The sequence below is a fragment of the Mesorhizobium sp. M7D.F.Ca.US.004.01.2.1 genome, assembly GCF_003997785.1.
Classification (GTDB): domain Bacteria; phylum Pseudomonadota; class Alphaproteobacteria; order Rhizobiales; family Rhizobiaceae; genus Mesorhizobium; species Mesorhizobium loti.
The window spans coordinates 1-14,016 of sequence record NZ_RZRQ01000154.1 but is presented as its reverse complement, the minus strand read 5'-3'; the positions used below and the strand labels follow the sequence as shown (position 1 = coordinate 14,016).

Sequence of the window (14,016 nt, the reverse complement as noted above, 5' to 3'; positions counted from 1 at the left end):
CCGGCCGTCAGGTTCGAGCTGGCCGGCGATCCAGGTCTTGTAGCCCTTGACCGGGTTGGCGCTCGGCCGGAAGAAGGTGGCACGCTCGCCGCGTTCGATCGCCATCAACGGCGACAGCCGCGTGCCTGACGTGATGATCATCGCGGTGCCGGCGGCGGTAGCGATCTTGCCGGCATCGAGCTTCGTGCGCATGCCGCCGCGCGACAGCTCGGAAGCGGCCGCACCGGCCATCGCTTCGATGTCGGGCGTGATGCGATCGACCACCGGAATGAATTTGGCGTTGGGGTCGCGCGCCGGCGGCGCCGTGTAGAGCCCGTCAATGTCGGAGAGCAGCACCAGAAGATCGGCGCCCATCATGGTGGCGACGCGAGCCGCCAGCCGGTCATTGTCGCCATAGCGGATTTCGGACGTCGCCACCGTGTCGTTCTCATTGATGACCGGCACCGCCTTCATCTTCAGAAGCGTCGAGATCGTCGCCCGCGCATTGAGATAACGGCGACGCTCCTCGGTGTCGCCGAGCGTCAGCAGGATCTGGCCCGACTTCAGGTTGCCCTTGCCGAGCGCATCCGACCAGGCGCCGGCCAGGGCGATCTGCCCGACGGCTGCCGCGGCCTGGCTCTCTTCGAGCTTCAAAGCACGCTTGCCGAGACCAAGGATTGTGCGGCCAAGCGCGATGGCTCCGGACGACACGACGAGGATTTCAGCGCCGCCCTGGGCCAGCACGGCAATGTCGTCGGCGAGCGAGGCCAGCCAGTCTCGCTTCAAGCCCGTCGTGCGGTCGACAAGCAGCGCCGAGCCGATCTTGACGGTGATGCGCCGATATTTTTTCAGCGACTGCATCGGTCTATCTGTCCCAGCGCGTCTCGACCGGGGCAGCGATCTGCGCACGCGCCTCGGCCACCACCGACATCAGCGCCCGCAACACTGCCTCGACACCTTCGCCGGTGACGGCGGACAACAGCATCGGCGCACGGCCGGCGGCGCGCTTCAGCGAGGCGACCTTCTTCTTGCGCGCATCGGCGTCGAGCGTGTCGACCTGGGAAAGCGCCACGATCTCGACCTTGTCGGTCAGGCCGTTGCCATAGGCCTCGAGTTCGGCGCGCACGGTCTTGTAGGCCTTGCCCGGATTTTCCTCCTGCGCCGAAACCAGATGCAGCAGCACGCGCGTGCGCTCGACATGGCCAAGGAAGCGGTCGCCGATGCCGACGCCCTCATGCGCGCCTTCGATGAGACCCGGGATGTCGGCGATGACGAATTCGCGCGCGTCGATGCGGGCAACGCCAAGGCCGGGATGCAGCGTCGTGAACGGATAGTCGGCGATCTTCGGCTTGGCCGCGGTGACGGCGGCGAGGAATGTCGACTTGCCGGCATTCGGCAGTCCGACCAGCCCGGCATCGGCAATCAGCTTCAGCCGCAGCCAGATGTTGAGTTCTTCGCCCGGCAGGCCGGGGTTGGCGCGGCGCGGCGCCTGGTTGGTCGAGGTCTTGAAATGCTGGTTGCCGAAGCCGCCATTGCCGCCCTTGGCCAGGAGAAACCGCTGGCCGACCACGGTCAGGTCGCAAATCAGCGTCTCGTTGTCTTCTTCGAACACCTGCGTTCCCGCCGGCACTTTCAGCGTGACGTCGGCGCCCTTGGCGCCGGTCATGTTGCGGCCCATGCCATGGACGCCGGTCTTGGCCTTGAAATGCTGCTGGTAGCGGTAGTCGATCAGCGTGTTCAGGCCGTTGACCGCTTCCAGCCAGACATCGCCGCCACGGCCGCCATCGCCGCCGTCCGGCCCGCCGAACTCGATGAATTTTTCGCGCCGGAACGATACCGAACCGGCGCCACCGTCACCGGAGCGGATGTAGACCTTGGCTTGATCGAGAAATTTCATTGGATTGTACAGTTTCTACTAGTGGCCTTGCGGCATTGCTCTAAACCTTGGGCCTTGCTCTAAACCAAGGCGCGGCGAAGGGCGAGGCCGTTTTGTGACAATGGCCGTGTGGGGTTGGCCGGAGAGACGTCGGAATGAAGCTTGTAACCTACAACATCCAGTACGGCATCGGCCTCGATGGGCAATACGATGTCGGGCGCATCACTGATGCCGTGCGCGGCGCCGACGTGATCGCTCTGCAGGAGGTGACCCGCAACAATCCCAGGAATGGCGGCCGCGACATGGTCGCCGAGATCGGCGAGGCACTGCCCGACTATTTCGCCGTCTATGGCAGCAATTTCGAGGCCAACATCGGCTCCCACATCGAAAACGGCCGCGCCATCACGAAAACCTTCCAGCTCGGCAACATGATGCTGTCGAAGACCCCCATTCATTTGTCGCGCAACCTGCTTTTGCCGCGCAGCCGCAGCTTCGAGATGATGAACTTCCAGCGTGGCGCGCTGGAAGCGCTGATCGAGACGCCGCTTGGTTTCATCCGCTTCTATTCCATCCATCTCGATCACCGCAGCCCCGTCGAACGCGCCAGCCAGATCCAGTTCCTGCGCCAGCGCATGCTGAACTATGCGCTCGAAGGCGGCGCGCTGTCCGGCGTCGCCGAGATCGGCCTGCCGGAATTGCCGCATCCCGAAGCCTTTGTCGGCATGGGCGATTTCAACATGCTGGCCGGATCACCCGAATATGTCGAACTCGCCGGCCGGCCGGACCACGAATTCGGCATGCCGCTGACCGCCGACTTTGCCGTCGATGCCGCCTTGCGCCTGAACGCCACCGGCGACGATCTCATCAGCTGGGTCGACCCGAAACAACCCACTGACCCCAGCCGCCACAAGCGCATCGACTATATCTTCACCAGTGCCTCGCTTGCCAAATCCCTGCAGCGCCTGTGGGTCGACCGAAAGGCAGTCGGGTCGGACCATCTTCCAGTGTGGGTCGAACTGGGTTGACCTTAAGCCGCCAACCCAATCGCGTTATGAGAAAGGCCCCCTCATCCGGCCGCTGCGCGGCCACCTTCTCCCCGATGGGGAGAAGAGGCTGGCATCAACGCTGGCGACCTCCTCTCCCCCTCGGGGAGAGGTCGGATTGCCCCGAATTACCCTTTGCAATTCGGTTGGCAATCCGGGTGACGGGGCCTTCGTTCAGGCGCGCCCCCAGGGCACACATCAAAAATGCACCCAGTTCCGCAGGCTGGTCCAGGTCTTCCTGTCGAGCCGGTAGCGCTCGACCGGCACCTGGCCGGCGACGATCGAATTCAGCATGCCCTGGCCGGCATACTGGAAGCCGCATTTGTGGATGACGCGGCGCGAGGCCGGATTGATGACCCGCGTCGAGGCATGCAGCACCTGGATCGACGTCCTCTGGAAGGCGAGATCGACCAGCGCATGCGCTGCTTCGGTCGCATAGCCCTTCTTCCAGTAGGGCTCGCCGATCCAGTAGCCGAGCTCCAGCCCGCGATCGGTGGTGTTGAGACCGGCGCAGCCGACGAAGGTGTCGGTGCCGGCCAGCGTCAAGGCATAGGCGATGCCGGCCCGGCGCGACTTGGTCATGGCCAGGAAAGAGCGCGCCTCGGCCTCGCCATAGGGGTGCGGCATGCGGGCCAGCATTTCGGCGACATGGCGGTTGTCGGCAAGCTCGACCAGTTGCGCGATATCGCCCTCGTGTGGCGCCCGCATCACCAGCCGCTCGGTGACCAGCACCGGGCAGTCTATCGCGTAACTTTCGTCTTCTGAGTCTTCCGCTTCGGCAACCATTTGAAGTCCTCCAGGCACAAGAAAAAGGGGAGATGGAAACCCATCTCCCCTGATCCTTTTCCTGGTTTTGCCAGACACCGGTCCCGAGATGGGCGCCGGTGTTCTAGTGCGGAACCGGCTACTCCGCGGCTTTGGTAATCGGGTTGACCGATACGTAGGTTCGGCCGTTGGCTTTTTTATTGAAGGTCACGGCGCCAGATTCGAGCGCAAAAAGGGTATGATCCGTGCCGATACCGACATTGACGCCGGGATGCCACGTGGTGCCGCGTTGACGAATGATGATGTTGCCCGGGATGACGGCTTCGCCGCCGAACTTCTTCACGCCCAGACGCTTGGAATGCGAGTCGCGACCGTTGCGCGACGAGCCGCCAGCTTTCTTGTGTGCCATCTAACTAACTCCGTTGCGCCGCAAGGCGCCTAAAAGGCCTTATGAACGCGTTCGCGTTCCGTTTCAAGTCCGATCCGGCGAGCTAATCGCCAGAAAAATTACTTCGCCGCCAATTCCTTGGCCTGCTCGCGCCAGTCCTTGATCTGGTCGGCGCTGAAGGGCATGTGCTCGTCGATCTTGGCGACATCCTTGTCGGTCAGCTTGGCGAGCTGAGCGAAGGTGATGATGCCCTGCTCGTTGAGATCCTTGGCTGCGACCGGGCCGATGCCCTTGATCACGGTCAAATCGTCCGGCTCACCCTTCGGCGCCTTGAACAGCGGCGCTGCCGCGGTCTCGGCTGCCTTTGCCTCGGCTGCCTTGGCCTTGGGCTCCTTCTTCGGCGCGGCTTCCGCCTTCGCCTCGGTGGCGGCCTCTGCCTTGGCTTCCTTCTTCGGCGCCTTGACCGCTGCCGTCTTCGTCGGCTTGGCACCACCCAGCAGGATCTCGGAGATCCGCACGGTGGTCAAAAGCTGGCGATGGCCGATCTTGCGGCGCGAATTCTGCCGACGGCGCTTCTTGAAGGCGATGACGGTGCGGTTCTTGCCCTGCTCGACGACTTCGGCGGTGACCACCGCGCCGTCGACGAACGGCGCGCCGAACATGACATTCTCGCCCTCGCCATGCGCGAGAACATGGCCGATCTCGACCATATCGCCGACATTGGCTTCGACTTTTTCGATCTTCAGGAGATCGTTGGCGGCAACGCGATACTGCTTGCCACCCGTTTTAATGACTGCGAACATTTTTTGCCTTTCGCTGTTCGGTCGGCCTTGATGAACCGCCTCTGGCGGTTCAGCCGTCTTTTTGTCAGTCTGCGGGTTCAAAAAACAAGCGGCGCGGAAGAACCCTCCACGCCGATTGCGCGCTGTCCCTAACCGAAGGTTGAGTGCGAGTCAAGGCAAACAGCCACGCCGAGACTGTTATTGGCCGGCAAGCAGCGGCCGTGTCGACAGCACCGCACCGCGCTGTCGTCGTGGAGGCAAGGATGCGTGGCAGGTCGGCAATCCGCCTCGGTCTCCCCGCACCAGACTCGCTATGAATCCGCCGCTTGCCGGGCAAGCCAAATAACTCACGGATTGGCCTTGTAACCTGCCCGTTCAGCCGTTATCTAGTGCGCCGCGCCGGCAACGGCCGACCATGACCGCGGAGAGGTGGCAGAGTGGTCGAATGCACCGCACTCGAAATGCGGCATGGGTGCAAGCCCATCGGGGGTTCGAATCCCTCCCTCTCCGCCATTTAGCTTCCATAAAAATCCTTTCCTTTCAAAAGCTTCCTTGTTGCGCTTGACCAGCACGAAGCGAAACATATCTTAGACTGTGTAACAAACTGTGTAACATTAGAGAAAGATAATGCGACGTTCCGCAGCGCCAAAGCCGCATAAACGTGAAGGCATCTGGTATCTCGTCCGCAGGGTGCCGAAGGAATTCGCGGCGTTTGATCGCCGCTGCCTAGTACGCATTTCCACGGGCGTCGCCGTGGCTGACGATCCCCGCGGTGTACGGGCGCGAGATGCAGTGCAAAGCCTCGGCGCGGGGCTGGAGGCGTATTGGCGTAGACTGCGGGAAGGCCAATCCGCCGAGGCGGGGCTGCGTTTCGAAGCCGCGAGGAAGCGCGCGCGGTCATTTGGATTGGCCTATCGCACTAACGAGGAACTAGCAGCGGGGCCGCTCGACGAACTCATGGCCCGTATCAAGCTGCTCCTCGACAAAAAATCGATCGAGGACGCGCAGGACGTCTCGGCCGTCATGGGTGGGGAGAAGCGGCCAGCGGTCCGCCTGAGCGGTCTTATCAAGGAATTCGAGACGATCGAGCAACAGAACTTGCTGACCATGTCGCCCAACCAAATCAAGAAATGGCGTAACCCCAAAAAGCGCGCAGTTGCCAATCTGGTTGGAGTCATTGGCGACAAGGAGATCGCAAGCCTCACTCGGGACGACGCAATCGCGTTCCGCGAGTGGTGGCAAAAGCGGATCGTTGAGGATGGACTTGATATCGGTACGGCCAACAAGGACATCGGCCATGTTTCGAAAATGCTGCGCGTCGTCGATCTGACTCACCAGCTCAAGCTGGAGCCGGTTTTTCGAAACCTGCGTCTTTCCGGCGCCGTCCCCGGGCAACGCGCTGCGTTCACAGCGGAGTTCATTCAGGAGAAGATACTCGCTGAAGGCGCGCTCGACGGACTCAATGACGAAGCCCGCCATCTAATCTATGTGATTGCCGATACCGGACTCAGGCTTTCTGAAGCGGCAAACCTCACCACCGAAACAATCCACCTCGATCGAGAAATCCCGCATGTGCGGGTGCGCCCCAATGGCCGTCGCTTGAAGACCGGTCATTCAGCCCGTGACATTCCCTTGGTTGGCGGCGCACTTGCAGCCATCAAGCTCCATCCGGACGGCTTTCCTCGTTATCGCGACAAGGCCGCGTCACTTTCAGCGCTCGTCAACAAGGTGCTCGCCAGCAAGGAACTTCTGCCGACTTCCGAGCATAGTCTTTATAGCCTGCGACACACTTTCGAGGACCGGCTGACGGCAGTTGAGGCGCCGGAGAAGGTAATTGCTTCTCTGATGGGCCACAAATGGATCCGGCCCAAATACGGCGCGGGACCTTCGTTAGCGCAAAAGCGCGAGTGGCTCCAAAAAATCGCTTTTACCCCGCCCGGGCGAATGTGATTGCGGCGCCATCCAGGCCTTGAGAACCAACCTCACGGCTCCAGCTGTCCGAGCCATTTAGGTTGAGCGTGGCCAGCACGCGCTGCGCTCGCTCGCGATTTCCGAGCTTCCGCCGCATTTGTTCGACCTCGTATTCCAGCCTTTCGAAGGTCGGTATATAGGCATCTCCATGCCGGATGACCAAGTAGGCGGCAACAGCTAGACACCATTCTAGCTCCGTGGCCGATGGATCGGAAAAAGGGGCGACGCCATACCAAGACGAGCAACGCCTCTCGAGGGCTTCCGAACTAGGCAAACGGCCAGCATGTGGCATGGGAAAGAAACCTATGCCTGATCGACGAACCTAAAGTGCTCACGAAGCTTGACCGGTACGCGGGCCATCGGAGGGTTCTGCCTAAAACCGCCAAAAATTTTGAAACACCCATTCATCCGGCTCGAATTCAAAGGGATCGGCGATTTTTGGGTTATGGCTTGCAAGCATAGTTCAGCCCAGACAAGAACGCCTGATATCTTGTCGTGCACTGTCACCCTGCCAAATATGGTGCCGGCGACAACGGCAGTTTGGCGAGCAGAAGAATTCCCGAGACTGAGACGTTCTACGGCTTGGCCCATGTTCGCGCTCCTCCTCGATTGGAGACAGGATGGGCCATATGGAAGCGAATAAAAGGAGGTTGGTGACGAGTCTCGGTAGTGGAGTAGAAACGGGTGGAAAAGCTTGCGCTATTCGCCATCGGCGCCGCTAAGCGCATTTGAGAGAAGGGGCAGCGATCGCCAAGAGATGACGTCCGATCGCAAGCCGGCTAGAAATGCGACAGTGACGCGCCTTTTTTGGCACGACCTTAGCACCCGATCGGGCCTCAGCTGGTCGTCGTTGCGCAGCCGATCGGGTGCGATTTTTATAAAGCTCTCTTGGCTTTAGCTTTGAGAGCCCGTCATCGAGACAAATGCAAGGGAACGGTCCGCCCCCTGGGGACATTCGACATGCCGTGGCAGCTTCCTATGGTGAGCCAGCGCATTCCGATACACGTTTTCCGCGCTCTACCGTTGCTCCAGCACCTGTGCTGAGGCTGAGCGCTTGATCAGGACCCGACCGCTGCTGTTGCGGGATGGTGACTGGGTTGAGGTCGCGAAGACCTTGACCGCGGGTACGTTGTTCATCCCGATGAGCGCTGAGCCGAGAAGCAGCCAAGAACGCTTCCCGTAATCGAATCCTACGGGAACCGCGAAACCAGCGTCCAAAGGACGCAATTCTCCGACGTCGTTCACTCAAGCTCATCTCGCAACTTGAACGCTTGTATGAAGCCGCTGCATGTGCGCCGGTGGACCGGATTGCTGCTATCCAAACCACGTGCTCAGTTTCGCCCCCGTAATAACTCTACCGTCCGAAACGGCTTTCGCGCGTCAGGTCCACCCCACATGAAAGTTCCGCGAGCAGCACGGACGGAGAGGCCGGTCACAACTCCTTCGCGTGCTCTTTTACTACCGAATCAAGTGCCAAATGGAGAGGCACTGCCTTAGAGAACAGGAAGCCCTGCGCGGTTCTGCAGCCAAGCTTGTACAGAGTTTGCCGATCTGCCTCTGTTTCAACGCCCTCGGCCATGACCTCGATCCCGAGCGTCCTACCAAGATCAATCACCGCTTTGACAAGCAGCCGATTCTCCCGGGACTTGGCTAAGCCGCGAACGAAGCCCTGATCTATTTTCACCTTCCTGATCCGACTGTCCTTGAGCGATGCCAACGTCGAAAAACCGGTGCCGAAGTCATCGAGCGCGATAGAAATGCCAGCATGTGAAAGCCGGGCGAGCTTTTCATCCACTCTGTCCGGATCCACTGGGGCTTCTTCGGTAATCTCGATGTCGAACATCGTTGCAGGGAGGTCTTTTGCCGCCAGACCATTAAGAATCATCTCGTCAATATCGCCAGCTTCCAACTCGCACGGTGAAACATTCATCGCCACACGAACATCACGACGGTCAGCTTTGACCAAGCCCTCGATAAGAGCGCAACAGTCGGCGAATACCGTTTGAGTTAGCAGCTGAAGCATTCCAGTTTCGCGTGCCGCTGTCATGATCTCGGGCGGAGAAATGGGACCGTGAAGCGGGTGAGACCATCTTAGCAAGGCTTCAAAACTGACGACGGCTTCAGTTTCGAGTCTTACGATTGGCTGAAACCAAGCGACCAAGCTTCTCATCGTTATCGCCGAATGAAGATCGCGTTCGATTGACTGGCGGCGTTGCAACTCCCGGGCTAGCTCGGCATCGAACAGACAAAATTCATTCCTGCCGCGGCGCTTAGCTGTGTAAAGGGCGATGTCGGCCCGCAACAACATTTCCGTTAGTCCGGGGTTTTCAGCCAAGTAGATTCCTATAGACGCTCCAATGCGGACTGATGCGATCCCAGGATAGGGGCGAGCAAGCTTGGCTATGAGATTGGACGCGAGATTGGTGGGAGAAGGAGAATTCTTTCGCGAAGAAAAAACCAGCACGAATTCATCCCCACCGATGCGGGCGAGCGTTGAGCCCTCCGGTGCTTCTTCCTCTATTCGGCGGGCGATCCTGGCAAGCAGCTCGTCACCCGTTCTGTGACCGTAGGTATCGTTGACAGATTTGAACCCGTCCAGATCAATCAGCATGGCCACAAAGGGTCCATCGGTGTTCTCAAACTGATCGATTGCATGTTCGAGGCCCCGCCTGTTGAGGAGCGCGGTAAGATGGTCCTCCCTGGAATTGCGCTCCATTTCCGCGGCAAGCCGCTCGGCTTGATGTCTCAGGCGGCTCGCGTCACGGAAGCGCGCTTGTCCAACGAACGAGGATCGAACCAGGCCGCCCTCGAAAAGCAGGACGGCAAAAGCCAGAATGTAGTTTTCCGGGGCTCCCTTCGTCAGCAAACATGCGGCGGCAATGAGGAGTGGCGGTGTGATGAAGCATATCGCTGCCGCAGCATATGAGCTGCCGTACGTGACCGCGCCAGCTGAAATGCCCGCCAGAATTATTAGATGCAGCGATGCTTGAGACGTCGTGTATCCAGCCGTTAGGACGGCAAGGAATGACCAGGTGAATCCCGCCAGAAGAGCAAGCCTGCCAAACCAGCGAAGCCGCAGCCAAACCCGTGTCAGATCATCCTGGACTCCGGGTTCCTTCAGCTGATGACGGGCGAGTGCAAGGCGGGCGGCATTTATCGCATTAACGACCGAAAACCAGGCCGCGCCAGCAAGACCGTTCCCGGAAAGGGCCTGCACGGTCAAAATCAGCCCGGACAGCACAATGCTTATCGGCATTGAGACGAAAAGGCCTGCCCTCAGATCAGCGAGCTGGTCCTGAAGGATTCTCGCCTCCAGCGGATCTTCTTTTTCCAAGGCTGGACGGGTCAGCTTGCTTACTCCTGCTTGTCCGCAGCCTATGCAGCCCCCCTGAAGGACGGGTTAATTCTTCAATCGGAGATCAGCGTCGGGGAGCAGGATTACTCCGGTGCATCATGCACTCTCTCATCGCTCGCCCAGCACGCGCAAAAATGCGACTGCTGGTGCAGTATCACCGCTGGAGCTCCGCCGAAATCCCATGCCGGACAAGGGGAACATGTTGGGCAAAGCGAAGCCCCAGATGCCTTGCAAGCCGTGCCGCCAGGTGGTCTCTGGAGTAGAGTCCAACCAATATGTTCGTTGCATGGTAGAGCGGCGCCGCCGACAGGCGCAGCCGCCTTTCGTATATATGCAGCATGTCGGGGTCGCCAACATTGCGGCCGTCGCGGCACGCAGTCATGATTCCACGGGCGAGTTGCTTCTGGCTGCTGAGACCGATGTTGAATCCGTGAGCGGTCACCGGGTGCATGCCGATGGCAGCGTCGCCGATGAGTGCGGCGCTCGGCGCCCGGAATTTGTGCGCCCAGGTCGTGACCAGCGGATAGGTGTGGCGCTTGCTTGCCAAGGTCATTTTTCCAAGGCGCCCTCGACACCGTTTCGTCAACTCCGACAGGAACAAATCATCATCGAAGGCAAGCAGTCTATAGGCCTCGTTTGAGCGCAATGTGAGCAGCAGCGACGACATGCCCTCCGCGAGGGGCAATATCGCTATCGTCTGATGGTGATCGAACCATTCGATGGCGATCTGGTGGTGGGCGCGCTCGTGCCTCACTCGGCAAATCAGCATCGAGTGGCCAAGCCGGTTGATATCGGCGCCGATGCCTAGCAGATCACGCGTGGCGGACAAACGCGAATCCGCGGCAACAACCAGCCGAGCAGTTAAACGCGCGCCATTAGAGAGCGTTACGACTGCTCCTTCTTGGCTGTTTGTTGCATCGACGACCGAGTGGCCGCACAACAGCCGGGCGCGATCCTGCAAGCGGACGATTTTGAACAGCGCCTCGCGGATCCGGCAATTTGGAACCAAAACCCCCAGCGGTTCTCCAGAGTTGCTGGGAGGATCGAAACGAAGAGCGAATGCGCTCGAGCCGTTGAGCACGCGCGCGCCTTGAAGTGCTGATTTGTCCGAAGCCGGGATGACATCCCAGGCGCCGAGCTCGCGAAGGGTTCTGATCGAAGCGTTGGTCAGCGCGATTTCGCGACCATCGAAAGCCGGATTCGCCAGACTATCGAATGTGTTCTGTTCAACAACTGCCACCTTGAGTTCGCTTTGGGCAAGCGACGCAGCGAACGAAAGGCCGACCGGGCCGGCTCCAACGACAACGATGTCAAAATTATCGTCAGAGCCCATCAGCGTGCCGCCATCCGGTCGCCTATCCTCGTGTAACGGTGGAACTGAGCCGAGTGACATGAGCTCCGTGCCCGCCGCATTGCCTAAAGGCGCTGGGCCGGGAGATTCGCATCGATCGGCAACGAAGCACTCAAAGCGCTCAGAGGTGGATGCGGCTAACCGATCCCGCCCTTTCGCCGCGCAGCCGCGCAGATCGCCGCCAGCAAGCGAGACACTCGCGACGCTGGTCAGCGACGGCCGCGCCGCATCGATCGCCACATTCCACCTGGAACCCTTGCGCATACTACTCACGCTCCACGACGTCGAAGCGGGCTCTCTTGCGAGGGTGAGGGTATCGAACGTAGCGCTCTCTCTCGTCATCCCAGCCAAGGTAGCGGAAACTTTTATCCACGACCGCGCATATCTCATCAAGAACCTGCTGCATGGCTTCGATGTCGATGTCCTTGCAATTCAGTCGCCGATAGAGCAAAGCCCACGCGGCGACATAGTCGTCGAAATAGCGCGCGTCACTCGAACCAATGATCAACTTCGGACGGTTGATCGATTTCGAAAACGCACGTCCCAACCCCGATGATGCTCCGCAGCACGTTGACATCACGAGGATCTTCGGCGCTGGATGCGAGCCCTGGAACATTTTTACGAAGTCAGCCCAAAGAAGGCCACTTCGCCCACTGGACGAAGCGATCCCGTCACCATTGCCGTGCCCGGCGATGTGAAGCACGTCGCACTCCGCCTCCATCGCTCGTACTACAGCCTCACCAAATTTCGTTCGGTTCAACGCCATTTGGAGCTCCGCGCGGATGTTGACAGCCTTTAACAAGTGCTGCACGATCGGTCCCTCTTGCCTGTCGGCGAAGTAGTCATTTGCATTGTGGCAGTCGATGATGTGTACGGTGTTCATGGTACTCCAGCCGCTTGTTCGTTCATCGTCGTGACGAGCGGACACCACGCGCGCGGAACCGCGTGACGTGCGCTGGGTTCCGGTACCGTCGCATAGCCTCAAGGCGCGGGCCGGGAATCGGGATGGATCGGCAACGACGCACACAACCCATCAAAGGCGAAAGCTGTTGATCGGCCCCCTGTCCGCGCAAGCCACGCGGATGGTCAGCCAGCAAGCGAGATACACACGACGCCGGTCAGCTAATGGCTGCGCCGTAAGCACAAGGCATGGCCGACCACACGACAGAAAACCCAGAACCGTGAAGGTGCTGATAATGACGACCAATCTTTCCGTAAGTCATGCATTTCTCCGTCGAAGACTGGTCAATAGACCACGCCGATGAGTATGACCCTGATCTGGATCAGCCAGACATGACCAATCGGCACTGGCGGTTCACGGTCAGGTGATCGACCGTGACGTTCCACTTTGGAACCCGTGCGCACATTGCCAAGCTCTCGTCCGGCCACGCGAGGTACTCTCGTGGCATCACACGCCTCATACTGGGTGCAATGGGAGGCAGTCCTTCGCACGACAGAGGCTTTTCACAAATGTAGTGTGCAGCTTAGGTCAAGATGGTCATGGAGCATGGAGCATGGAGCATGGAGCATGGAGCATGGACAGCTTGTTCCCGACCGAGCCGGCTCGACTGACGAGCGCGATCCGCGCATCTTATGCACAGCGGATTGAAATCAGCGTTCCGGTTTGTCGTCCCGATCAATTAGTATCCGCTCGGCGGCTCCGTCGAGATCTTCGTATTGACCGCTTCGCAATGCCCAGACGAAGCCGGACACACCCAGTGCACCCAGAAAAAGGGCCACTGGTATGAGATAGAGCAACGTCGTCACGAGGATTATGCCGAATAGCTGACTGCGGAGCGTCCGACTTTTTGAATAACTTGCAGCGTCGCATTCGCCCCGAAGCCGTGCAAGCGCAATGCGTTTCCAATAACAAGCACCGATGAGGCAGACATGGCAATCGCCGCTAACAAAGGCGTGGCGTGGCCCAGGATGGCGATCGGCACGGCGACGGCATTGTAGACGATCGCAATCGCGATGTTCTGGCGGATCAGGTGTCCCGCCTTGCGCGAGACGTCCAGCGCGAGAGGCACTGCCAGAAGGCTTTCGCGCAGGAATACGAAGTCGGCGGCATTGCGGCCAATGTCGGCGGCGGTGGCCGGAGCGATCGAGACATGCGCCGCGCTCAGCGCCGGCGTGTCGTTGAGGCCGTCGCCAACCATCAGAACCTTGTGTCCGTCTTTCGCCAGGGTCTCGATGCGCTCGACCTTGCCCGACGGCAGCAGGCACGGAACGAAGTCCTCGACACCCAGCATTCTTGCAACTTCACCGCAGGCACCTGCGGTATCGCCCGACAGCATTTGCATCGACACCCCAGTATCGTTCAATCGCTTGATCGCCGCCGCCGCGTCGGCGCGCAGCGCATCCTCGAAATCGAAGGTCGCGACAATGAACCCGTCTTTTGTCAGCACCGTTCCGCCATAGCCATGGTTGCCTTCACCACCGGTCCGGGCCTTCCATCCAGCCCATCCGCGTCGACCCAGCCGCCAGATGCTTCCGGCGACAGTGG

General features: G+C 60.0%; 12 protein-coding genes and 1 tRNA gene. 3 read left to right on the top strand and 10 right to left on the bottom strand.

Going from position 1 to position 14,016, the window contains the following annotated elements; translation table 11 throughout:
• Positions 1-840: glutamate 5-kinase (gene proB / locus EN993_RS20375; RefSeq protein WP_127264652.1), on the bottom strand; the 840-nt coding region annotated here is incomplete at its 3' end.
• Between the two features lie 4 nt (positions 841-844).
• On the bottom strand, positions 845-1,876 hold the full coding sequence (gene obgE / locus EN993_RS20370) for a GTPase ObgE (RefSeq protein ID WP_109664514.1): 1,032 nt from the start codon (positions 1,874-1,876) through the stop codon (positions 845-847).
• Between the two features lie 134 nt (positions 1,877-2,010).
• Here obgE and EN993_RS20365 point away from each other — a divergent pair, with 134 nt between their 5' ends.
• On the top strand, positions 2,011-2,880 hold the full coding sequence (locus tag EN993_RS20365; RefSeq protein ID WP_127264651.1) for an endonuclease/exonuclease/phosphatase family protein: 870 nt from the start codon (positions 2,011-2,013) through the stop codon (positions 2,878-2,880).
• Positions 2,881-3,096: 216 nt separating this feature from the next.
• On the opposite strand, the gene EN993_RS20360 is transcribed toward EN993_RS20365, so the two are convergent.
• The 3 genes from EN993_RS20360 to EN993_RS20350 all read right to left on the bottom strand — a co-directional run bounded on the left by EN993_RS20360 (position 3,097) and on the right by EN993_RS20350 (position 4,854).
• On the bottom strand, positions 3,097-3,684 hold the full coding sequence (locus tag EN993_RS20360) for a GNAT family protein (RefSeq protein WP_127264650.1): 588 nt from the start codon (positions 3,682-3,684) through the stop codon (positions 3,097-3,099).
• Positions 3,685-3,802: 118 nt separating this feature from the next.
• The gene (gene rpmA / locus EN993_RS20355) at positions 3,803-4,072 is read right to left on the bottom strand and encodes a 50S ribosomal protein L27 (RefSeq protein WP_027031700.1); all 270 of its coding nucleotides are present in this window, start codon (positions 4,070-4,072) and stop codon (positions 3,803-3,805) included.
• Positions 4,073-4,170: 98 nt separating this feature from the next.
• Positions 4,171-4,854, bottom strand: coding sequence for a 50S ribosomal protein L21 (locus EN993_RS20350; protein ID WP_127264649.1), 684 nt, complete (start codon positions 4,852-4,854; stop codon positions 4,171-4,173).
• Positions 4,855-5,256: 402 nt separating this feature from the next.
• Here EN993_RS20350 and EN993_RS20345 point away from each other — a divergent pair.
• Together EN993_RS20345 and EN993_RS20340 are read left to right on the top strand one after the other, a co-directional pair.
• Positions 5,257-5,346: transfer RNA gene (locus EN993_RS20345), tRNA-Ser, on the top strand.
• 114 nt (positions 5,347-5,460) lie between these two features.
• Positions 5,461-6,783, top strand: a complete 1,323-nt coding sequence (locus tag EN993_RS20340) for an integrase (RefSeq protein ID WP_063169217.1) — start codon at positions 5,461-5,463, stop codon at positions 6,781-6,783.
• 1,453 nt (positions 6,784-8,236) lie between these two features.
• Here EN993_RS20340 and EN993_RS20335 read toward each other — a convergent pair.
• The 5 genes from EN993_RS20335 to EN993_RS20315 form a co-directional block, all read right to left on the bottom strand.
• Complete coding sequence (locus tag EN993_RS20335; RefSeq protein WP_082826564.1) at positions 8,237-10,138, bottom strand: EAL domain-containing protein; 1,902 nt, start codon at positions 10,136-10,138, stop codon at positions 8,237-8,239.
• A 175-nt stretch (positions 10,139-10,313) separates the two neighbouring features.
• The gene (gene ubiM, locus EN993_RS20330; protein WP_024502870.1) at positions 10,314-11,495 is read right to left on the bottom strand and encodes a 5-demethoxyubiquinol-8 5-hydroxylase UbiM; all 1,182 of its coding nucleotides are present in this window, start codon (positions 11,493-11,495) and stop codon (positions 10,314-10,316) included.
• Between the two features lie 280 nt (positions 11,496-11,775).
• A complete protein-coding gene (locus tag EN993_RS20325) occupies positions 11,776-12,393 on the bottom strand; it encodes a hypothetical protein (RefSeq protein WP_063169219.1) in 618 nt (205 codons plus the stop codon).
• Between the two features lie 728 nt (positions 12,394-13,121).
• On the bottom strand, positions 13,122-13,277 hold the full coding sequence (ccoS, locus tag EN993_RS20320) for a cbb3-type cytochrome oxidase assembly protein CcoS (protein ID WP_081714250.1): 156 nt from the start codon (positions 13,275-13,277) through the stop codon (positions 13,122-13,124).
• Between the two features lie 5 nt (positions 13,278-13,282).
• On the bottom strand, positions 13,283-14,016 hold a 734-nt coding region (locus EN993_RS20315), incomplete at its 5' end, for an HAD-IC family P-type ATPase (protein ID WP_127264648.1).

Coding starts and splice junctions, on each gene's coding strand:
- EN993_RS20340 (WP_063169217.1), top strand. CDS start 5,461: ATGCGACGTTCCGCAGCGCCAAAGCCGCATAAACGTGAAGGCATCTGG.
- EN993_RS20325 (WP_063169219.1), bottom strand. CDS start 12,393: ATGAACACCGTACACATCATCGACTGCCACAATGCAAATGACTACTTC.
- EN993_RS20365 (WP_127264651.1), top strand. CDS start 2,011: ATGAAGCTTGTAACCTACAACATCCAGTACGGCATCGGCCTCGATGGG.
- obgE (WP_109664514.1), bottom strand. CDS start 1,876: ATGAAATTTCTCGATCAAGCCAAGGTCTACATCCGCTCCGGTGACGGT.
- EN993_RS20360 (WP_127264650.1), bottom strand. CDS start 3,684: ATGGTTGCCGAAGCGGAAGACTCAGAAGACGAAAGTTACGCGATAGAC.
- rpmA (WP_027031700.1), bottom strand. CDS start 4,072: ATGGCACACAAGAAAGCTGGCGGCTCGTCGCGCAACGGTCGCGACTCG.
- EN993_RS20350 (WP_127264649.1), bottom strand. CDS start 4,854: ATGTTCGCAGTCATTAAAACGGGTGGCAAGCAGTATCGCGTTGCCGCC.